Source organism: Agarivorans sp. OAG1 (assembly GCF_037076485.1).
GTDB classification, from domain to species: domain Bacteria; phylum Pseudomonadota; class Gammaproteobacteria; order Enterobacterales; family Celerinatantimonadaceae; genus Agarivorans; species Agarivorans albus.
Genome location: NZ_AP028990.1, coordinates 2,015,982 through 2,041,433, shown reverse-complemented (window position 1 = coordinate 2,041,433; position 25,452 = coordinate 2,015,982). Strand labels below are relative to the sequence as shown.

Genomic DNA, 25,452 nt, shown 5'->3' with positions numbered 1-25,452 from the left:
TGATCCTGTCACTAAGTCGGTTGTGGTATAAAATAATAACGTTCTTCTCTGATGCGTATCTGTCCAACTTTTTCATAAATCACATTGCCGGTGGAATCAATCACTAAAGCTTTCAGAGAATAGATGCCCGGTGGTGCCGATGTTTGCACTGGTAATTGCACAACTAACTCCTCGTCTTGGCTATAAATGTATTGCCAGCACTCACCTCCTTTAAAGCCTCTACGCATGCACAAGCTATTTTGAACTTGATCGGCCCCAGCACTTATGTATCGAATACCACTTACTTCCCCCATCAATTCAACGCCGTCATCGACCGGAATCCCATCTATATACAAACCGACATAAATAATATTTTTACCAGCATCCTGCAGGTTTAGCTCGAAACTGCGCTGCGAGTTAGTTGTCATATCACGATAGCCAAGAGAATCAACTCGAGGAGCAGGATCATCGGCTAAGGATAAGGCTAAGTCTTCCTCAAAGTCACCACAATCACCACTGCCTTTAATGGTGAGTTGCTCACCTTCAAGGTATTGTCTAAGCCCAGCAATGCTACCATCAAATTTAAAGCGTTTAGATGATACCTGCGATAAGTTTTCACCAGAATAACTTTCTTCTTGTGGTGAGTAGAGTGCTAACTCATTAACACCAGGAGCTGTAACAAACTGCATCGGAGGTTGATTCACCTGCACCAACGTTTCCTGCTGCAAGGCCAACTGCTGCCAAATGAACGGCAAATAACGGCTCAGAGCTGTATTTCGTTGATTGTCGACGTGATAGTTGCTTCCCCAACTTAAATCCTTACTAGGTCTAGTCTCATCCAGCCAAGCAATATTTCGCTCGTCACAACTGCTGGGTTCAACAGATAACGGACCAAGGTTAAGGGTATGAGTGTCTCCTACCTTGCTGTGAATGCTTAAGCTGAGCTCTTTACCATGGTCTTCTAAGTTAAGCTCTGCGCCCATCGACGAAGTATGTCGCTCTGAGCTAGGCGTCGCATAGAAGATATCTCCAATAGCTAACCATCCCCACGACATTTGCTTAAATGAGTCGATATTTCGGGTATAGAAGTGCTCATAGACTTGCTGGTAGTTATTACACTCCATACACTCGGCTAGCCCCTTCAATAAATAGATATTGCTATCGATAGCGAGTAGGAAATCCCCATTGCCTATGTATGCAAAGTCCTCAACATCTGCGGAACTACTACCCACAGGTACATTGAAATAAGGGTAATATGTTAAATCTTCCCACGTTAGACCATCATCAAGGCTTTGATAAGAGCTGCCATTTTCAGCAATTGCATACAAGGTTTGTTCATCGTAGCGAGCAATAGAGAGGCTATATATATGAGGATTCATTGTGCTTGATAAAGGCTTCCACGTTAAACCACCATCACTAGACATCAGACCCTCATACCCTACACAGCTACTATAATAGGCAGCTAACCAAGTTTGACCTTCAAGATAGCGTATGAATCTAGGGCTAAGACTGCAACTGGCATTTAGCCCTAAGTTTTCCGGCAAGGCACTCCAAGTCATGGCTCGATCGCTGGAACGAATCACCGAACCATCGGAATACATTGCAAGAACAACGCCATTACGATCACTAGCAATACTTGCTAAGCCAACAGAGTGGCCCCACTCCATACTAAAGTCATGAGGAAGACGAGCCCAACTAGTGCCATTATCTCTAGAGATCAAGTGTGAGTCGCCAATCCAGTCGCCGCTTATTAGCCAAGTTTGTTCGCCAAGGTCAATAGGTTCGCCATAGTCTTCGCTAGGTAATGCAATTTCCTCCCAGGTCATCGCATCATCTATAGAGCGGTACACTTGTTCACCACGGCCGAGGATTAGCCAAGTACTTTTCCCATCATTAACTATCTTTTCAGAATAATAATGCCCCACTAAGGAGTAACGCTGTGAACTGCCGCTTTCAGACCAATATTTACCTGCATAAATACACGATTCAGAGCCTACACAACCTGATGAGCGAATATCCACCGTTGTTCCCGAAGCAGGGTTAATAAATTCAGTTCCATTTCCGTATCGGTCATATTGTTTAAAATACTGCCAATCCGATTCCAGCTCTTGCTTATCGAAGAACTGCTCTAGCTTATGTCCAGTATGAATGATTCCCGTATCCCACCCTTGGAAAGGATCTATGTAGAAATCATTCTCTAATAGTACTCCTTGGTACTCACCGTTTAAGGCATAGCTCACCTGGGCTACATCACTCATCGAACCAAACTCAGCAACTAAATCATTAAGCATGTCTCCTTCCGATAAGCTTGTTAAGCTATCAATGCTATATGTCTGAGTGTCCGACAACAATTTGGGTAGAGTTTTGCAGACACTACGCTCACCAGAAGCCACATAGAAATCGAAACAGACCTGATAGTCCAGTTCATCAGCTTTTTCTAAAGTAAGCCTTAACAAGTAACGGCTACCGGACTCTTCTGCATTAGCAGAGCCCCCGCGGACATAACCACCACCATAGTCAGCGGAGGTAAAGGCTTGATTGTCGATGAACACAACCCCGCTCTGATTAGAACAATAATCAGTACCAACTGCGTCTTTTTCACAGCCAGTGTAAAGGTCAAAATCGGATTCTAAACCCGAACCGTAGCTTAAATTCAGTTGGTACTTACTATTAGTTAATACATCAAAGGCTACATAATAATAACCATCGGCACTAGGTTGCACCGAATCCTGTAGCCATTTAATTGCGGCATTAAAATAATGGTTGTTATTAACAGGACTGCGACCACCACTGGCCCGCCAGCAGTGACTTGTCGGATCCATCGCAGCACCAGGCAAGCATTCCTCTACCGTTAGACTTAGTTCTCCACCTAGGAAATTAGGATCGTAACCCAGCAAAGCATCAGCAAAAGAGAGTCCCTCGGTAGCAATATAGATGGTGTATTCGCCAGGTTCAAACCACGCGTAGATGCCCGGAATGTCCCCTTCAAAGTCATCGCTGCTATAAATCAAATTACCATCGCTATCAACCACATAGAACAAAGCGTTAGCGCCTAAGTCTCCCATAGCAATCGTTAACAGACTTCGCTGAGTAACTATAAAGCTATGCTGGCCGACTTCTCCAGCCGCAAGTGTTTGGCTAAGATTGACCAATACATTGGCTTCCGCCTTAAGGATTTGGCGAGCCTGATTGTCAACAATACTCAGCTCACCAAGGCTTTGTAACTCAACACGGCCATCTGCATTTATCAATAATAGGCTAACCGTATGCTCTCCCACCGTTAGGTCGGTGAACATTGGGATAGATAGTTGCAGATCCCGACTAAAGCTAAATTGGTATTCAGACCATTGCTTCGCCAAGTCTAAGTCAAGCAAACAGCGTTCGGCTAAACCACAATTGGCTTGCCGCTCAAAATTGCTAAGCTCACCCAATAGCTGATACGGTTGATCCCCCCCTTCAATATGAGCCAACAAACCAACATAAACGGGTTGTGAACCTTGTCCTTCAAAATCAACGGTAATGCTATTGGTTGTACCTTGCTCAAGCCGCAAGTTTAGAGGGCTTGCGATGAAGTCATTAGCTCGATCCTGCAGCCTCAAATCCATTTGATAGTTAAGGCTAACCCCACACGGGCTAACACCCGCAAGCTGAATACTATTATCGACAATGGCATCCGCCAATATGCTTTTATCTTCTAGGTAGAACCGACCCAAGGCTGATTTAACTAAAGGAATTGTAGAGCTGACCCCGTCATTTTCCACCAGCAGTTGCAAAGAATCTAAACCCGTAGAGTTGATGTAGAAGCCACTGTCTTTAAAAATGCGCTCTGAACTATCACCGGAATCGACGGCCAAGCTTGCTAAGTAGTGGCTAGTCTCTAGCAGCGAGCTTCCATAGCTGTCAGTAAACGATGCCGGTAACTTAATAGCACTGGCATCACCTAGGTAAACACCATTGCTGTATTGTTCAGGGAGGCTAATACTGGCAGCCTGGCAACTTTCTTCTCCGATTCTTAGCTGACCTAAAGCAAAGTATTGTTGCTGAGCTTGATTGGCCGTTTGGGCGGTAACTCTAAGGCTAAGTTGCGCGCCCTCTAGCTCGCTATCTAACAATACCGACTGTTGTATACCTGCCGTACCAGCACAACTTGGGGTTCTTAAATCTAAACCGGTCATCACCTTCGATTTAGCCCCGTCAAGGTGAAGCCCAACTTTGTCGGAGTTAATGTAATAATCGGAATAATAGCCGCCGCTATAAAACTCGGGGAAATACAGTCTAGTGTGTTCCCAAGTGCGGCCGAGATCTGAAGACAAGTATAAACGATCATTATATAAGACAGCCCAATCTCCGGCTCCCTCTGCTAACTTGACCGCCCCACTACTACCCCAATAATCTCCATCTGAATAAAATGATACATCAACCCTTTCAAATGAAGCGCCGTTATCATATGAAGCATAAAGGCTATTATAGCGGAGGTACATCCAGTTGCCTTGTGCATCCGAAGTCAGAAATTCAAGTTGAGCCCCTACATTGGTAGCTTCCCAAGTTAGACCATTATCAGTAGAACGCAGCATGGTTGCCCCATAATAAGCCAGCCAAACATTATCAGCCCCTGCCTCAAGCGATATCGACCACTGGTCAGATAGGTCAGGCACTGCTTGCCAAGTTTGTCCATTGTCATGAGACATGGCCGCTTCTCTTGAATCAGAAAGCACCATCCATGTACCTTGACCATTGGTTTTAACCGTTTTAATTTTTCCGGTTATAACGCTGCGAATATTTGACGGTAATAACTGCCAAGTCTGACCATAATCAATAGAAATGTATCCGGTTCCGCCTACGATAAAGCGCCCTTTACCATCACTGGCAATGTCACCGTAATAATCGTCTGGACCAGGCGATACGCCAAACCAGTTTTCACCTTCATCGATAGAACGTAATAATTGCTCACCAAAGCCATCGAATTCGTGAATAGCTAGCCAGGTGTTACCCGATATCGCATAGCGGTTTAGGATGAGTCCATTATTACTTTGATTAGTCCAAGTTTGAGTTAAGTCGCAAGCACCGCCCAAATCACTCCACTGATAAGACTTTTCTCGAGTTAAGAGATCAATACTGAGCTCGGCCTTAGCAATCGTGGCTAGGGGCTCATCATCGGCTAACAATTCCACCTCAAGCGGTGCAAAGCTTGGATTAAGCACATCAAAGTCTAAGCTAAAGCTCTGCCCTTCTTGTACATCAAAGCTTCCCGTTAGCGGAGTGTGTATGATCACTTCCGGCTCAGAATTCTCTAGTACTGGGATTTGCCTAACTAATGGTAGCTCGATCAACTCGTCGGAGACACTATCTCTGACTTTAATCACCGCCATTAACAAGCCCAATGTATCCTCTGTAACACCCTGTGGCATGCTTAAGACAAAGCGGTGAGAACGTAGGTCACTATCATCTAACTGTGGGTAAGCCGAATGTTCATCACGATAAACATAGTTGGTTGTTCCATTACAGTTGTAATCTGACTCATCCATGGTGGCACAGTAAAATTCACTACGTGCAAAGTCGATGGCAACACCGTCTAACATAAAGCGTTCTATCGTAAATGGGCGATCCGAGATAATATCAAAGGCCACTTCTCCCTGCTCATTGCCTAGGTACAGACTATGTGACGGTTCTGAGCCTAATAACTGTATTCTAGGAACTTGGTTGTCTTCACTAATAGGCGGCAAGACTTTCAATTGTATAGTTTTGCTAATACTGGTGTTTTCTAACAATGCAATTTCTAACTCTACTTCACCCTCGCTATATACCTTCAACAAGGCACCTGGCTGAGTTTGATCAAATTCAGCAATGGTGGGCTCGCTACTATGTAAATACAGAAGGTCATAGGCATTGCTCAAGTTAACCCCTGAATAGGTCTTCTCATCCATCACTAAAGTGGCAGATACGCTGAACCTATATTGATTGTCTTTACCTGCTTGCATTGGGAATTCCAATACCATTGGAGAGACTTGCAGAGCCGTAATAAAGAACGGATCTACCCAAGCATCTAAGTCACTGGTGGGGTCGGTGCCAAACTGGGCTTCTAAGTAATCAGAAACCCCATCTCCATCGGTATCACCCAACAACGGATTAGTGCCATACACATAAATCTCATCATAATCAGATAAACCATCGCCATCAGAATCTGGATTAGTAAGACTGGTTCCATGCTCAACTTCATCTCGGTTACTTACACCGTCAGCATCTAAGTCATCATCGCCATCTAAAATGCCGTTGTTGTTAGAATCAGGATTAGCTGGATCTAAGCCATCTATTGCAAACTCCAATTCGTTAGATAAACCATCTAAGTCAAAATCACCACCAACTTGTAACACTCGTACTGTTACACGGTTATGCGAGTGGGCGACTACAGTGGTTTCCTGTAATGCCTGCAGGGAAACATTTAGCGCAGTACCGTCAATATAACCTGCTTTATCACTGTGAACGGGAGCGCTAAGCGTTAAATTATCTAGCGAAGCACTTTGGTAAATAGGATCATCGCCTTCAGCTTCAACAACTAAACGTAGATTTAAATCATTTTCGCTAAACGAAGTAGCATGTTCTGCAGATAACGAGAATTCTTGCCCTTCTAATACATAAGGATAACTTGGCAAGGCCATTCTCAATGCAGGAACACAGCTGCTCAATCGTTGAGGTAACAGTGCATCATTTTCAGCAGTTCCTCTCAATACAGAGCTGCTACTATTCACTTCATAACACTCCGATAGAATCAATGGTTCGTTTGGCGTAAATACCACCTGCTGTTGATTAACAGTAAATTCACCTTCAACCAACTCACCAGTAGACACTGATCTAACACCCAAAAGTTCACCATAAGATGACTGACTTACCGCTTCATTAAAACGCATAGTTAGCGGTGAAAAAACACTATTATCTACGCGGCTAACTTCTAAGTGTTCTATAGCAGGAAGCGGTTTGAGGAAATCTAGATCTAAAGCGCCTAAACCTTGTAACTTAATATCTTGGTCTAACAGCTCGACACCAGCCAGTGTTACTTTTTCTATGACTTGTGTCGTCACTTCAGCGGTAGCTATACCCGAAGACATTGTGATGGTGTAAGAATTAGCCTGATTGTTAATTAGCGCTGAACCATTTACTTCTAACAATAAATCGTAATTCGCTAAGTCTTGTTCAAAAGGCAATGCAGTTGTGACATGGTTATAGTACTGGTCACGCAAGGTAGCTTGCACCGTTACTACTTCCCCAGCTTCCAAGCGATGCGGGTGCCCCAGCGGCAAATTGGTTTGCGCAATAGCTTCTAAGGTAACCAACGCAGCGTTCGCACCTACAACGTCAATATCTATCTGGTCTCTAGCAACAAAGTGGTTATCGCCGTCTAGTTCATAGCTAGCAAATACCGCAGCGTTGTCTTGTATAGCTAACGACAAGTTATACGTACCGGCAGTTTGCGCAACCGACATGGGTACAGCCGCATAACCGTCTTTTAGGCTAATAATGGCTTGCTCGCCACCATTTACTTGTGGAGAAACCAGCACATTGTCGGCATAGCCAAAGTAGAAACCGGGTTGTTCGAATGCCACTAACACTTTTGTTTGGTTGTCCAACTCAACCATATTGTTACCGGCATCTCTAGCTATAAATCGAAGTTGAGTAGGCTCACCTGCCACTTGTGTAGGCAAATAATCGAGCTGAACTTCTACCGTTTCACCGGCTAATATTCGTACCCCCATAGCAACGTCAATATTGTTAATTCCTGGGTCGGTATCTAACCAAGCGGCATTACTTAACCGCGCACTTAGTTGGTATAAGCCAGTGCTGAGCGCTGTATCTAGGTTTAACTCTACTTCACCATTTACGTTTGACGTTTGACTACCTAACTCAATTAATTCGCCTACCGCTAAACCGTTCTCATATGGCTGTAATAGCCAATTAATAGTTTGTAAAGGTACGCGTCGTCCGGTTCTATCTAGCACCGCCACTCGATAGCTTGCAGGCTCACCAGCAGAGAGGTAGGTCTTATTCACACTCGGTTCAGCTAAAGCGTTAACAAATGCCAAGCTATTTGGGCGGAACCACAAAGGAATAGAAAATTCTTCTGACTCTCCTTGTTGACCCAGAGCATCGGTTAAACGAATCTTAAAGCGATAAACGTTCCCTGCCACCTCTTCTGTTGGCATGGCCAGTGATAGCTTCAATCTGCCCTGATTATTATCGGTAGGGTTAAAGCTTGCTCTAGTCAATGCCATAGTAGCTGGGAATGTGGGTACAATTTCTACACTCACAGGGTCATCGCCTTCGTTAGCCATATGAAATTGACTAAGAGTAAGACGAGCATGCCCACCATAAAAGCTGGCTGGATCTACTTCTACAGCCAGTTGACTCAGATCTGGAGCGTTATCTTGAAGTAGATCAACACTGATCTGCTGCTCGGTTAGCTGGCCTAAATTGTCAATAACTCGCAGAGTAAGTAATTCAGTACTATTGGCAGACAAACGTTCGGTACGCTGGTCTCGGTAATAGCCTTTATGATTTACCGCTTTTCCGCTTACCGATAACGGGTAAACAAAATCATTCCATTCCATTTCTGCAGTACGTAACTCAACGTCATCAACAAACCTAGCATTTAGAGCAAAGCGGCCTTGTTCAAATATAGCCGCGGGTATGATTTCAACGTTACTAATAACAGGGGCTGAATCTTCAACCATGGTGAATTCTTGCTGGTAAACATTGCGGTTACCTGCATTATCAACCACTTCCATCTGATAGTTATATTGTGTTCCTGCTACTGCCCCCTTCTCATTAATGACCAAATCACCATCAGAGAAACGTGCCGCAACCATTAAACCATTACGTTTCATAATCGCTGATGCTACACCACTTTCGTTATCACTAACTGCTAGCTTAATTTGGTAGGGGTGCTGCTCAATAATATCGCCATCATTACTTAAGGCACCAGTTAATTGGTAATCGCCAATGGTTGGCAAAATTGCATCTTCAGCTCGCAAAAATGATATAGGCGAAGATTCAGTAAGGTTACCAAATACATCCACCGCTCTTACTTTTAAGAATGTACCGCTTGACTCTAAACCGTAGTCTCGATAGATGACATATTCAGGACCAAAATGCTTACCTATAACTTGATATGGGCCTTCGGCCGTAGCCGCTTCCAAATATTCAACCTGATAAACCGGCACACTAGCGTCATTTACTACCGCTCGAATCTCTAAGGGCTTAGGTACATAGGTCGCGACTCCGTTGCTTGGTTTAATCAATGACACACTGAAGGCATTACCTGGCAATTCTTCACCTTGTAATAACGCTTTTACTGCTTGGCTTTGATAACGTTGACCATCTTGTAACTCAACTAAAGCCTTAACATAAAAGGGTTGGCCATTGCGTAAGCTTGGTGGCACTAAGGCATCTACAACAAATGGACTTACATCACTTCCTCCTACTTCAGCATCATTGATGAAGTAACGCACCGAAGCAACTTGCTCTTGATCATCTAAACGCAGCGCTAACCAATCGCCTTGTACAAAGCTTTGGCCTTGTACTGGTGACACTAAACCAGGCCTTGGTAAATGGTATTGATGATTAAGCTCGTAAACACTAAGGCCTTGATTAGCTAAACCTATAGCCAATATGCCTTGATCTATTGCTAACGCCGTTATCTCGTCGTTAAAACTGTCTGGCAAATGTTCGGCTACTTGCATACTAGTAGTATCAATAACCGCAACACGGCTACCTAAGTCACTTTGATAGGCTAAATAAACAAAGCCATTGGCATAGCTAAGAGCCGTAGCTTTTTGTAAGTCAACAATAGAGGTACTCGTTGTTGAATAATCTAATAACGACAATTTAAAAAGAGAGTCTCCCTGCATAAAGTAAAGCGCTTCACTAGAGTGACTTAATAGACTGATCGGTGCTTCAGCACCGTCTACGATACTTTCAATAACCGTAACAAATGGGTCGAAGGGCATATCACCTAAGCGAATGCGGTATAAACGACGGTTACTGGTGGCTACAAATAAGGTTTCGCCTACATGTTTCATGGCAATAACTGCTTCGCCCACTGGCAAGCTAACCGAATCAACTAAACGTAAATTATCTTTGTTTGCAATCGTTAGTTGGTTACCTTGCGCCGCAATAATCCGTGTAGGCGTTGCTTGCAGAACATCAGCTACCAGATTAGAAAACACCGTTTCAACTACAGGAGAAGATTTAGCAAAATCTTCTATAGCAACACGCTCTACTTTGGCGAAAGCATGGCTAGCTAAGTACGCATATTGCTCATCTATAGCCACTTTATCTGCGGCTTGAGAATAGCCTTTTTGCGGATAGCTAAATTCTTGCCATTGTTCAGTTTGGCGCTGATACAACAAGCTTCCATAGTATCCCGCCGCCACTGCGATATGACCATTTTGAAAAACCACGTCATTAGCAAGCCCTTTATTCCCTGGGGCAGAATACACCAAACTTGGTAACATAGAGTTTTCGTGCATCTGTATAATTGTGCCGTACTCTCCACCTAACCATAACTTTCCATCAAACCAAACACTGCGCGTTGAGCCAATATTTGACGGAATAGAATACGAACCCAATAATGCCAGGTGCGCTGGATTAACCGCATCAATCAAAGTTATTTGCCCCAATGAGGCATTAATGGCTAATAGATAACGGCCATATGCCCTTAGCTGCTCGGCAGGCTCAGTTAAATTAACTTCGCCAATAACGTCTTGCCCCAGCAAAGCAATAAGCTGTTGCTGGTCATTTAATACAAATTCAATTCCATTTTTAACAAGACTACCAATGGGAGCATCTACTGTAAGTTGTTGCTCTGCTAACTCATGCAACACTACCAATTGATTGACACCTAGTGGCTCAAGGTACCCATTAAATCTATGTACGCTGTTCCCCTGTAATACCGTAAATCCAGAGGAGGTAGCATTAATAGCCTTAATTTCACCTTCACCACTATAAGGCTGAGAAGTAGATTCCTTCCAACTGTTAATCGCTATTTGCTCAAGTGTATTTCCTTTCACCTGATAAGCGACTAAAGACAACTCTTGTTGAGTAAGCAAAATGTCAGCATATACAGCCATATTGGAAATTTTAGAAGAGGTACCTGTGGTACTTAACAACTGGAAGTTTTCTAGAGGGTCAACTATTTGTAAACCATGCTCGGCAACAGACAGTAATAAGCGATCGCCTAAGCGTAAAATAGCGGTAATATCACCGGCCATCTCTGTTTGCACTTCGCCTGTATGATCGAATAACTGGCGACCTATCGCATACCAAGCTTGACCTGCGTCACCCAACATCGCATCAAATGGTAATACTTGATCATCAACTTGAACCGTTAAACCACTAATTACAGCAACCTGCTGCTCACTGGTAGATTGATTCCCCTCTGAATCTCGAAGTATGGCTTGAACGCTAAGCTGTTGCGTATTAGGCACAACAAAACTAACTTGTTTAGCTCCTGCTGCAATTAGAGAACCATCGTTATCAAATACCTGTAACTCACCAACAAGCTCCAACGAGGCATTTGTAAGCTCATAGCTTACTCTCGCTCCCACCATGGCTGTTGCATATACGCCTTCCACTATTGGGCTTGGTAATTGATTTCGTGCTACCACTTTAAAAGAGACTTCTCTCTGACTATAGAAGTAGCTATCGCCGTGATAAACCCTTACCTGAACATGATAAGTGTCACCACTCAACTGTCGCGGTAACGGAATGTCTATTTCGCCATTCGTATCAGCCGTTAACCAACGCCCTAGCTGATTGCGATTAAAGTCATACAAACGAATTTCTGCAAAGCGGAAACTGTCTAATTCGTCCCCTGAAGTTTGGTACTTAACCGGAACCATTGAACCACTAGCAAAAGAACTCGCAGCAATAGGCGATAGAATGCTAACAGTTAAACCTTGCCCTTGATTGGCAATAACGTCGTAGTGAGAATCAATATTTAGCTCACCATCAATTGTAAATTGCAATTTGGCTTCATCTACGCTACCAACTTCGGCCCAAGCAATAAACTCAGCCTCACTAATTGGCGCGAATACTAATGCACGATTTTCAAATGAACCAGTAGCTAGTGCTGCACGCGAAGAGTGGCTTATAGTGCTTACCATTGGCACCGTTGCACCTTGTGCAAGACTTTGTAGCTCAGGAGGAGATTGGCTTTCCACATCGCTATAACGTTCACTCACTAAGTACACTACTTGCTCGGTAAAGCCTAAATGTGACTGAGTGATTAAGGTGACTGAGTTTCCATTTATAGCATTGCGTGGAATGCGCCAGCGATAAGCTCCCTGAGATTGTAAATTAACCGCAGCATCGGCAACAAATCGTTGGCCACTGAATACCGCAGCACTCACTTGGCCAAATGGCTTTTGCGCTAGCTCTAGTTGTAATTCAACCGTATGAGCGTGTTCGGTCACTGAGATAACTGAATTGAGCTCGGCGTTGGCAACATGAATTTGACGAGCGAACACCGTAGGCAGCTCCCCCACTTTGCCAAGCATATACATTTTTTGAGGAACAACCGTTAAACGGTCCGCCGACTTAGCTAAATAACCCAAGTGTTCTTGTTTATTTAACGCTAACCAACGCGACTGCCCATCATTAAGCTTAAGCCAGCGGATTTCTCCATCTAACACAACATCTTCAATGTTACTGGCAACAGCCAGCGAGTCTATTGCTATTAGCTGGCCATCAGGTAACAGTTGATAGTTATTAAGCTGATTTTTATGCCAAGTGGTAATGGCTCCTTGATTAACTACAAAATTAGATGCTTCATTGGCAAGAGCAATTGAATGTTCTACTGCAACAGCTGGAATTGGGGCGGTATTAACCACTAAACGTCGTAAACCAGTAGTCGATAATACTAACAAACTTCGGCCATCAGCTTTGGCAGAAAGAATGCTTTCACCCGATACTGTATGAGCAGCGACTCCCACCAAAGCGTCACCAGCATCGATGTATGCCACAATTGCTTTGCCTTGCTTGAACCACAAGAGGTCTTCTGCTACATCCAGTAACTCACCATCTACAGAAGCTGTAATTGATGGTTGGCTAACAACGCCTGTCCGCTCAATCGAGTATCTAGAAACACTTCGTTGAGCGTCTAAACGAGACACTACGTACACGCCATGCACACCCACTTTAATTGATTCTAATAGCCCTAACTCAGATTCAACTACCGTGTTTGAGCCATTACTTATGCGGTAGCCTCCGGCGCGATTAGCAAAACCTACCAATAGATCGTTATCTCCACTCATCCCCGGTAGCGCTACCATGTCAATTACCGATTCGGCGGTAGACTTGGCGGTGACTTTAGCGGCCCAATCTTCAGCCACGAAATAAGGGATCTTCTCTACGGTTTGTAAATAGCGTTTCTCGTGACCGGAACGATCTCGAAGTACAGAGCTAATACCCACAAGCTCACCAATATTGGATACGTTCACATACTGCGGATAACCTACTTCCAGTGTTTGAGCAAGCTGGCTATCACTTGGATCTTGAATTTCGATTGCGGATAGCGGAGAGTAATCCACCATGTCTAAAGGCTTACTCGCTTCAACTTTAATTTGTGTGCCGGTTAGCACTCGTTGTGGCGGCATAACATCCACAGGCATATCTTCATCAATACCATCATCATTGGCCACATTAAGGAAGGTGAAGCCTTTTAAGTTAGATTTCTGAATGCGTACTAATACCACTACATTTTCGTCTATATCCGGCATGTTTAAGGTAACAAATTGTCGTTCACTTTCGGTTTCTGAACGACTTACCTGAGTAATTGCAGCATTCGACTCTACGCCACCTATATCAAAGAAGATTTCAGCATCAAGTACATTTCGTAGCACCACTTCAAATGCCACAGGTTCACCTTCTCGGAACGTTGAACCATTTTCTGGAGACAAAAATTCAACTTTAGGTGCTCCTGCTTCTGCGTCATAGGGATAAAGCAGCACGGTAGCAATGTCGCTAACATTACCATTAGGGTCATAGGCTCTAGCCTCTAGTAAAATACCCTGGTCTAAATCATCTAAAGAAGGTGAGATACTGTATTTATTAGGATTAGCTAACTGCTGCCAAGCCCCTCCATTTTCTCTAACTTCTACTTTTTCAATACCATATTTATCAAACGACTTAATGATTACATCGGTACGCTCATCTATAGCCACAAACTCGCCATCTACTGGTGATACGAATTCAATGGTTGGTGCAGTGCGATCTAAATATAGGGTATAAGGTTGATCAAAAAGCTTGCTCGCTCCAAACCCATAAATAACGTTTAATCGAGCTCGCAATTCAACCGGAGTAACAGGAGAGGTATCAGGTAACAAATCCTTAACTTTAGGATTTAAAAACGAGCCTTTTACTAAGCCAGTCAATTTTGAGTATGAACCATACACATTAACTTCCGCGCCATTTCGTATTTTGTCGACGCTCATTGTAGTTTCGTTGACCATGTCAACATCACCAAATAAATCAAAGTACAACTCAGAACGAACTGACTCTTCTGGCTCTGCAGGATTAGTGTAGAACGACTGTAACTCGATTAGAGGATCCCTCAACGATGCTCTAAAGCTCTGTTGACTGGCATTTCCAGCTGAATCTTTGGCTGATAAACGTAACTCTAAATACTCAAACTCTTCTTTTATCTCAGCGCTTATTTCTTTAGACGCAGATATCCAGTGACTAGACGGAGCACCAAAAGCGGTCGATAAACGATAAGCGTAACTAATTGTGTCGCCATAGTTGTCGATTGCGCTTACCTCAAAGGCTTCAGCTCGACCTCTGGTTAAGAGCATATCTAAATCAACTACACGGCCATCTGAAACACGTTGAATACGTAAGTCCCTAGGTGGAAGCGTATCTTTGGCAAGAAAACTAGCACTGTAATCACCTCCAGCTACAGCGTTACCAGCGAAATCTTTAAGGCCATAAACCTCAACTTGGTATTCTGCATTATGCTCTAAGGATCCTGATTTTATCCGCAATTGAATAATGTTGTGACTAAGCGAGGTCAACTCAAAACGCTCAGAAATATCGATACTTTCAAGACCACTATAATCTTTGAAACTTTTTGTAACAGAGAAGCCACTTGCACTAACCGCCTCATTAAATAGCAAAGTAAGAGGCTGGTTATAATTTAGTGGTTCTACCTTTTCAATCCGTGGCGAAGTATCATCAATTACGCTCAACCACATCGACTCATCGGCATATACCACTTCGTTGGTGCTGCTGCGCTTTACCACTACTTGATATTGCGTGCCAGCTTGAGCTACTGGAGAACTGGCAATAATAAGTTTGTTACCCGTTAACTGATAGCCTACCGACTGTAAGTCACCAATATCCCAGCCATCGCCAACAGGTAGCAGAAATACCTCTAGTTTTCCAGCTAGACCTAGGCCTGTCAGTGTTATTTGGTCACCTCCAGAGTCACTAAGTACATTTGGCAAACCCGTTTTATTATTGGCGGTGATACTGGTTAACTCAACAGCTTGGTTAGTTAACACTGCGGCGGGCAACGTTAGTTGATTGTTACCATTTGCATAACTAGCCGTAACAGAATAAACGCCTGGGTGAGCAAGGGTTAACGAAAAGCTAATCTCTGTTGCTGACTGGTTAATGCTAAACTGCTCCCGACCCAAGCGGTAATTAGCAATGTTTAGTTGATCAACCTCATCTAAGCGCTCACCATACAATGTATACAGTGTATCTCTGCCAGTAATAGACCCACTAGGTACAACATGAGTTAAACGAGGCTCAGTATTCGTAAACGCAGGTTTTGTTATTAGGTTCCAGGGTAAATCAATATTTACTGACGCACCACGAACCGATTGATAAGGTTGATTAAACAACCCAACATCATAAGTTTTTCCTAAAATATATTGCTCACCGAACGGTTGGAAACGTAATTCTTTGCCGACAAGTACAGTGCCGCCATCAACCAGTTGATTGCTGTCTTGAGAGGCTACATCAAGGAGCACCGATAACCAGTCGTTACCTTCACCGGCAATTAATCCTGACACTAACTGGTTAGCTTGACTCAACTGGTAAGGACGAACGCCCCAAAAATTATTAAGTGGTAAGATTAAACTCCAGTAGCGATTATCGCCTACCCACTCCAACAAATTACCTTGAATTCCCCAATGGTCCGAGTTTATCGCATTATCTATTTCAACAATTTTATTTAGCCTTAGCCCGGCCAAATCATTATCTAGATCGTATACAACTACGCGTTCTGGCGAGGCTAATTTTGCAAGCAATAGCTCTCCTGATAAGCGAACCTCTTGCTGGTTCAGCAAAACCTTGCCTAATGATGATATCGAACCATTTACATCGACGAGTTCCAACTCACTATCAGAGCGAATAAGAAGGCGCTGTTGATCTACCATTAACTGTTTTGGTGCGATAACTGAATGGTCGAACACCTCAGCTTTATCGATATCTTCTATGCTACGGAAAGCCATATGGCCTGGATAAAGCAGGTAAATGCCATTTTCGTTAGCCTGGACATCAATAGCTTGCTCCCAAGACGTATCGCTAACTGCATCACCTTGTATAGGCGACACAACTGCACCAGATTCACCAAAGCCAAACCATACATCACGCCATAAACCAATCTTATCGAACGCTTGGTTATTATTGTTCACATAGCGTGATATTAATTGCGGAGAGTAAGGGTTAGACAACTCTAAAACATCAACTTGTGGCGAGCTATCACCATAAGCAATTGCTAGGTAGCCATTCGCTATTGCAACATGCTTAATAGTGTTAGGCACTCCCCCTTTAGCGAGCAATTGAGGAATATCTGACTCAAGGGTACTCCAAAGCATCCACTCGCTATCTTGGTAGCTAAGTAGCAACTGTTGATAACGAACAAATCCCTCTACATCAGCTATCTTCGATTCACCTTGCAATACAATATTCAAGTCCTTATTGCTTACGCCATCAAGCTCAAAACCTTGGTTGCTTAATTCAAGCGTTAACTCACCAAGGGTAAATTCAGGCTGCAAGAACAAAAGGGTGTTAGGGTCAAACCGCTGTACTTGTTCCGCCAACTGCCCATTAACTTTTAACACAGTGTTGTCGCTAAAGCCTTTACCTGTGATAGCCAACCATTGTTGAGCTCCAAATTGCAGGCGATGTTGATTTACATTAACTGTAGCGTTTTCCCAAGTACCTACTGCATCAATTGAAGGGTCAGCAATATACGTAAACGCACCGTTTAACGAGCCAGTAAATGCCTCGTTAATAACTGCGATACCAACACTAATATTATTACTTGGTGACTCAGACAAGCTTGGAACCAACACTTTTAATTCATTATTGTTAACCCAAGTGATATTAGCGTCATTAATAAACTCACCAGCAATCTTTATGCGAGACTGTTCATTAAAACCTTGGCCGATAAGAGTAACAACATCCCCACCTCTCCAAGAGCCAAACGCAGGACTCACTTCAGCCAATATGGGTTGCTCACCGTTAGCAGCAATAAATCGAAAACGATAGTCATTTGCCAACTGCTGCCCATGAATATCGCGAATAGCGGATGACACAACCACTTGATAGCGTTTACTGGCTAATAAAACTTGTTGAGGAGTAAAGCGTAAACGAGAACCATCAGCAAATACTTCGTGCGATAGATCTCCTGCGACTTTAGCTCCATCAACATATAGCTCAATCAAACTGTCACCAAATTGATTCAATAAGTCTCGATCTAAGATTCGATTAAAATGAAGGTCAATAGGGGCGGTATTTGGCCATACCATTTCCGCCTCTGGAGCATGCTGGGTAATTTGCAGTAAGTCATTCTCTATAGTACTGAGTCTTCCCCCCAAGTGATTAACTTGAGTGGGCTCAGCAATAGGATTTTCTGCTGGCTCGCCATTTAAATATGGGAAAGCAGAACCCGCATAAACAGCCCGAGGTTGAACACTCATAGCAGTGGTATCACCTAAAACCGAGAAGTAATGGAGTAACGGTAAGGCTTCAGAATACTGACCACTTAACCATGGAGATATATCGTATAATTGAATATCGCCCTGTCCCGCAGCCACATATAAAGTTTGTCCTTGCAAGGAAATCTGCCCTGCATTTACAGTACCGTTTCTAACTAGATAGGCAAGATTTACACTATCGACGGCGGTCGCCCCCTCTACTCGATTACGATCAAACGCAACAACCGACGCGCCTTTACCAGAACTCACCAATATTAGATTACCGTGAACCACTATATCTTCGGGTCTAAATCTGGTTTCGCTTAAATCTGTAGTATTAAATTGAGAAACCAGTTGGTATTGTCCGCTGGCCAATTCAAGTTCAATAACTTTTCTAGAATCGGTCATCGCGACCCACAAGCTGTTATCATATTTTGCCAACTGGTAAGGGGTGCCACTTAGTACTGTTCTATCAATAAGTGCTATCGACCATAATGTTCTATTACTCTCGCGCCTAAATACCTCAACACCGCCGCTATGCGAAACATATATAAGCTTTTCATCGGCAAGAATATCGCGCACGTTGCCGCTCATTTCATAGCGATTTAGCAAGATAGGGTCCGTCGCTAAAGTTACATCAAAGTGATACAACTCACGGCCACCTGCAATAAACAGATCATTTTTACTCAATGCGATAGTTTCAAAGCCTTTTGACCCTAAACCACCATCGACGTCAAACACATAAGGCTTGACTAAATCGCTAAAGCTTTTTTCAACGATCACGGGTTTAACCGGATCAGACACATCTGCAACAACTAGTCTAGCTACATTAGTTCGCAATTTTTTACTTAATCGGCCAGCAAAATCATACACATCGTACTCACCGCCGGTTATGGCGTAAACCACTTGGTTAGCCATGACAATACCAGATACCGGGCTTGGTTTGTCGCTAGACAAATCCACAACTCCTGTCGATATTCCTGTATAGAAATATGGTTGTGAGGCCTGAGCTACATCATCTGGGAACTGGATGTTAGCGGCGGTAACTTCGCTATATCCAAAATCACCAGCAGGTACCTGCACCGACAAACGATGACTATTAGCAACCATGATATTAGCGGCTGGTACACCAGAGAACCAAATCTGAGTAGACGAACCAAAACCGGAGCCGTAAAGGTCAACATAATTGCCACCTTGTGGTCGGCCTTGCAAAGGATTGATATCTTGTATATCAATCTTTGGCATTACTACCACAGCACCATTCAAGGTCGTGGCAACGTCATTACGGATAATAGTTACCGGCAAGGCTACTGTGCTGCTACCCAAGAATAAATTAGGTAACTCAAGCTCCAAGCGGGTTTGGTCAATAAGAGAAATAGCATTGTTTGCTACCACTACATCACCAATCACTACTGATATCTCATTGGAATCCTCACCAAAATAGTTACCCTCTAAACGTAATGTCTCTCCCACTTCACCGTGTATATAGTGACCGAATTCCTTACCATCCTTAACCCTAACCACCCTTTCCAAGACTGGCTTTAGCGGTACCAATTGGTACTGTAAACTTACCGGATGATAAAGCGTTGAACCGTATAAGTTTAGTAACTGATCATTGAGCATAATTTCAAGTAAGCCACTACTTTGCTCAGTAGTATCAATGTCTGATATTTGAACCAAGCCACCACTTACTCGATTAACGGCTACGATTTGATACTGGTCTTTACCAAGAATTTTACCATCAAGGCTAATGCTAAAAGCTTGCTCTAGGTTTGAAGCGTCAGTATTAATCAATTGATTGAAATAGACACTTACCGATTCTTGACTCCCCAAAGTTGCACCTTCTATAGGTGTCACTTCGCTCACTACAAAGTAAGGGTTTGGCAATTCACCTACCCCTGGTTTACTGCCTACCAAAGTCTGCCCATCATTAACAGCAATAGCCCCGCCCTTAGAGCCACTTGGATACCAGGCATTGGCTTCCCAGAGATTGTTTGAATTAACTGCATAAACGCCCACTAGCGAGTCGGTAGCTGCGATCAATTGACCATATTGCAGGCTAAAACTTGCGTTAAGATTATTAAGAGGCAGTCCTTCTAAGCCTTGTGATTTGTACAAGCCTCTTTGGATATCAGTAAACACCACCAAGAATAGCTGACCATCTCGCTTCAGTAATACATGTAGCAAGCCCTTATGCCACTTAACATCTACAGGCTGCCCCTGTAACTCGCCTTCAGCAAACACGAGGTTAGAAAGGCCTAATGGGGGATCTAATCGAGGATGATTTAAATCGAAAAATCGAACAAAGCCCTTACCAAAGGGATCGGCGACTGTCAGAGCCACTACCTGACTGTTTCTATTGTAATCAACTCCAGTAGCAGTAAAGCCCGGTACAGGATAACTATCAATCAACAGCGGATTAGTTGGTTCAGTCACATCTACAACTTGTAAACCATCACTATCACTAGCAAGAAATACTAGATTATCTACAACAACTAAGCTATTCACCGCCTGTTCAGTACGTAGTTGAGATAAACGTAAGGGACGTGATGGCAGAGTAATGTCATAAATCTCTAAGCCATGTTCCATCAGTGTTGAATTACTCTGGCTAGGCTTGGCACCAGCAGAAATACCCACAAACAATAAATTGTTATGCTCCTGTAATGAGCTAATTTGATGTGGAGGAACATTAGGTAAATCAAACAAGTCGGAAGAGCGCTCTACGTAAGCCAAAGTACCAATAAAGCTCAACTCGTCATTTAGCGATAAATATACCTTATAGACGCCACCATTTAACACTCCAGGAGAGCGGAACTGAAAGACACTCAAAGACACCACATCATCTTCTAAGTCGTTGATTAAACCACCCTCAACGGTATATTCCGTGTGGTATAACTTCCCATCAGGTCCTTCCAATACTATCCGCGTTCCTGGCAATATCGCATCAGCCGAAGCTGTCACCTTGATAAGATCTCCACCAACAAGATCTATTGCTTGGGGCGAAATATCGTATTGGAGGTCTTCGCTAGGTTCCGCAGTAACAATGGCCCCTAAATACTGGGCTGATTGGCTACCATTAACTACTTTCACATGGTGTTGACCAATACTTAAAGGCAACATACTTAGCGCATTTTCTGGAATATCTAAACGGTTTTCACTAAGCCAAACATAAGGAACTTCATACATATCAACAAAGACTTTAAGTTTGTCGCTAGCAGAAAAGTCCTGACCGTTAATACTGATAGTAGACTGGGAATATTGACGGTAAGCACCATTGTCAACCGAGTGAATAACAGGTGTTAACTCGTCTTCAGCAGCGGTTGAAAAATCAACGTTATACTCTAGCCATTGGCCAGAGCCTCGCAATGAGCGGACATTGTTAACTACCAACTGGTATTGAGTTAGCGGTTTACGGCTAAACTGAATATTAAACGCAAAACTTGCGTCTCCTTGTAAATCCAAAGGCTCTACAGTAACAGCAATAGGTAAACCAGTTTCAGTTTCACTAAGCTCCACACCAGCTATCACAGACGCTAAGGTTACAGCTTCGCTAAAGCGCAGCGTAATAGTCTGATTGCTTGCAAGAATAGTTGCAGGTTCCAAAGTAGACTCGGCTACAAAAACCTGATGAAGATCAAAGCTCTTTAATCCACCATCACCGGAAGCAGTAATTAAACGACCATTGTAGTAATCAATATTCAACACTGGTTCGTTATTACCCGCCGACACAATTGTAGGTAACATAGGTTCGGTAACGTCAATCAGTACTAAACCTGTATTGGTCGCTACTGCCAATAAGTTAGCCAAACGAGTTAAACCAACTGCGTTACTGCCTTGAGCTTGCAGTGAGCTATCAAGCGGCAGACGCAAGCGCTGCTCTGGGCGCTCTTGGTGGAAGATTTCAATCCCTAAATTGCCTAAGGCTACAAAGACATAATCACCATAAAATTCAAGATCAAATACCGTATTGTCAAATAGCCAACTACGGCTTAAATAGGGGTCAAATAAGTTTGCTGCCCTCACTTCATCTGGTTGGCCGTTACGACGCTCGGAAGCAGTATCCAAAGCTTGAATACCACATGGAGTCCAAACAGCTGAAGCTCCGGAACTCTGGCCATACAACCAATCATTTTGGTAATAAAGTGAACCTGCTTTCCCCAAATTAATGCCAGAAGGCACATCAATAGGATCATTTATAGCGGTAAAATTAGCCGCCAAAACAGCCCCCGCACTAACCTGACCACTTAGGTAATTACAAGGTTCCGGGGCTATTTCAGGAATAAACTCATTATAAGTAGCTGAAAATAATGCGTTAGCTGACTGGAACAAACCACTGACTACTTTGCCTTCATTTGCATATAAGTTACCTTGGCTTTGTAAGCTGTTCTGATCATCAAGGTTTAGCCAGTTTACACCAGCTGCACCGTTAGCTGTAAACACTAGGTCCTGTCCAGCTACGTGAACTTTTTGTACCGAGATGGAATCTGCTGATAAAGGCAACTTATGTCCTTTATTTCGTTCCAAAGTACGTAACTCTGTTTCACTAAGACGAGAAAGGTCATAACTTGCATCATTGATATTGTAAGCTTTTGTTTGTAGCTTAGTAGATGTGATAGCCCTATCAAGGTGTCGCTGTTGGATAGCTCCATTACCTACAGAAAATGCACCTCCAGCTAGCTCCGGTTGATTAGCGTTTTGAATATCAAAACTATTCGCCAACCAAGATGAAGAAAGCAGATGCCCTTCAATCTCAGTCATGGATTTATGGCCTGTATAATAACCAGAAGCTGTAATTGCCATCCCTGTAGCGTGGTCAATCAAGAGATCTACAGGTTTAACCTTCTCTGAGAATGTTTCTCCTAGTAACACTAAACCATAGCCGAAACCTTGTTCTGCATTTAGGACGGCTTGATTTCCATATCGGTCTTGAATAATAACTTCAGATTTACCGCTCACTCCACGCGGGGTTGTAAGCGTTAAAGTATCGCTAGATAGTACCTCCACATCACGCGCTGGAGCACCACCGATACTAACAATCATACTGTCGCTAACCGAGGTGCCAGGTTCAAAACCACGACCTTTTAAGGTGACTCTGCTACCACCGCTTACCGGCCCCCAAGCCGGGGTCATTTCATCAAGAGACAGTGGTTTATCAACAATTAGAGCCCCAGCTTGAATCGCTTTACGCGTTATTCCATCTTTTTCTAATGAAATAAATAAATCGTAAATCCCCGCTTGCTCAAAGCCGTCGCAGGTAGCATGAATAATGCTCACTAATGAATTTTCGTCACTGCGTTGTACGTCGGTAATGGTTAATGCCTTGCCACCAATATAAACGCTTAAACCGTCGGTAGATAAAGGTATACCTTTAACAGAAATGGTTAACGCAGCAGGCGTGCCTGCAGATAAGTGATTGGGAACAACAGCATATAGCTCGATAGGGTCAACTGTAGAGTGAGAAACAAGCAACTGACGACTAATTGACTGTTTTAACTCATAAAGCGTAATACTACTTGCTACGCCTCCCACAATAATCGGTTTTGCTGCAGTTAAGCCTTTAAGCACCGACAATGTTAATACATCTCCAGTATTCAACTGTTCAGGAGAAGTTAATTGAATAAGTGCATCATTGTTCACAATATCAATATCAAAAGGAACAGGCACATCATGGCTATTGAGTAAGTTAAAGTACTGCTGATTATTGTCCGTTAAATCAATTGCCTTATTGAAACGTAATCTGATGTTTGCTTCTGCAACAGAGCTTAACTCAACAATTCCGGAAGACGGATCGATGCTGTTAAGTTTTAAAACCACGTCTGGAGCGGCTTGAATCCAGCCTCTACCTGCGCTAATCACCGAATAAGGCGTGGTCACTAAGGTTCTAACATCACCAGTATTGGCAAAGCTATTAATCACAATAGGATTAGCTGGTATCGTTACATCAACAACCACTACCCCGTAGTCTTCAGTTACCGCATAAACAAAATCACCAGACATCGAAATATCGTATACATGCCCTACATTACTGACGCGACTTACTACCTGGGGATTAGCCAAATCGCTAATATCAATAGCTATCATGCCAGAGTCACCAGCAGCCAAATAGGCGTGATTATTTTGGATAAACACTCTAGAGGCCGGGATGTCTAAGCTAGATAAAATTTTTGTCGCTTGCTGGCTATTTTTTTGTAATAAGTAAAAACCACCTTGTTGGCTGCGCTCAGCACTGATTAAGCGCTGTTGGTCAAAATCGTAATTACCAGCAACTACGCTATAAACCGTACCATTTTGGTCAACGCCAACGGTTGCGATATCTAAAGCAGGTAACTGGTGCGGTAACCCCTGAGTATTTACCAAATATGCTTTAGTATCTAAGCTAACATCTAGCTCACCTGCACCGCGTTCAGCCAAGGCTAACATCAATGCTTTATCCTGAAGCTTAATGCCTTTCGCGAACACCGCATTTAGTGGTAACGAGCGAATAATGACAGAATCAGATAAGTTTTCGTTATCCACACCAATAATAAATAGTCTGGCATTATTAGGCTCAGAGCCACTAAATTGTGCGGCACTCACGTAAATTCGTTTACTATTTCGGCTAAACGATGCAGCAACCCCCAATGCGCGGTATCCTGCCGGTAAAGCTATTCGCCCTACTACCCGATCATCATGCTTATCATCATTTTTATCAATGCGCTGTAATAGCTCGTCTGGGTTGGTAATATCTTCTACATCAGAGATGTAAGTTGACGCATCAATATTAGTAATCAATACCCCGTCGCGGCCGGCAGCTGCAATAACATAACTATTACTTGGATCCATCACCATTTGATAAATCCGACCGTTTCCTAGCCCTTCTTTGCCAGTCTCAATACGCATATTATTGGCTTGTTGATACTCAAAAGCTTCAGCCAATGTAACCGTTTGTTGGTCGGTGTTAACGACTACTACATCACTGCTGCCTAACTGGCCAGGCGGAGTAACTAGTTCAATAAGTTCTGGGCTCAGCACCTTAAGGTTGTCTACTTCAACCCCGCCAACCCAAACCCGAGTTTCTCCTTCGCTAACAAAACCAGTACCACTTAGTACCACCGAGGTGCCACCATTTACACTGCCTATGGTTGGAGAAAGAGTATTTAAGTTTAACGGTTCAACGTAGCGTACAGCTCCCAGCCATTTGTCTGTTCTGCCATCAGCCACTTCAATTTCTAAAGCGGCTACTCCCGCAGCATGCGGAGGTGCAGTGATGGTATAAGATGATACGAGATCATCGGTGTTAAGCAGTTCAACACCCGCTATTTCTTCACCAATACGAACAATAGGATCATTGGCAAACATAGCCTTAAGCACAAATTGACCACCAGCTGTTCCAATAACGGCCTGATCTACATCAACTATTTTCGGTGCTTCGCCATAAACTTTGGCTGTAGCAAACCGCAGTTCATAGTTAACCAAGCCTGCACTTCTGCGGCTTCCAAGTTCAGACTTGATCACC

1 protein-coding gene (cut by a window edge) is annotated in these 25,452 nt (G+C 43.4%); it reads right to left on the bottom strand.

Features of this window, described 5'->3' with window-relative positions:
- Window positions 1-11: 11 nt before the first annotated feature.
- Window positions 12-25,452, bottom strand: partial view of an Ig-like domain-containing protein gene (locus OAG1_RS09350; RefSeq protein WP_338626017.1) — the 3' portion only. Its footprint extends 12,818 nt past the window's final position; the window shows 25,441 of its 38,259 coding nt (coding positions 12,819-38,259); the start codon falls outside the window, past its right edge; the stop codon is at window positions 12-14.